General features: G+C 30.9%; 1 pseudogene. It reads left to right on the top strand.

What is annotated here, in order from left to right:
• Nucleotides 1–190: pseudogene (locus P0G09_RS20035) on the top strand (ABC transporter ATP-binding protein); the annotation flags it as partial.
• Nucleotides 191–291 lie beyond the last annotated feature (101 nt).

Below are 291 nucleotides of genomic sequence, written 5' to 3'. Positions count from 1 at the left end.
TAATCTTATGGAAGGTAGAACAAGTTTTGTTATAGCCCACAGATTATCAACTATACGTGATGCTGATATGATTCTTGTAATGAATGAAGGAGATATAGTTGAACAAGGAAATCATGAGGAACTTCTAAAGAAAGGCGGATTCTATGCCAATCTTTACAATTCTCAATTTGAAGAAGATGAAGCAATGTAACAAAAAACTATCTTAGCATAGACATGTAATTAATAAGATAAAATAAATGAGGGTGCCTTAAAATGAACTTTTTAATTCATAAGGCACTCTTTTGTGTATGA

This window comes from Faecalibacterium sp. DFI.5.82 (genome assembly GCF_029076575.1).
GTDB classification, from domain to species: Bacteria; Bacillota; Clostridia; order Oscillospirales; family Ruminococcaceae; genus Faecalibacterium; species Faecalibacterium duncaniae.
This window is presented reverse-complemented; position numbering and strand designations above follow the sequence as displayed.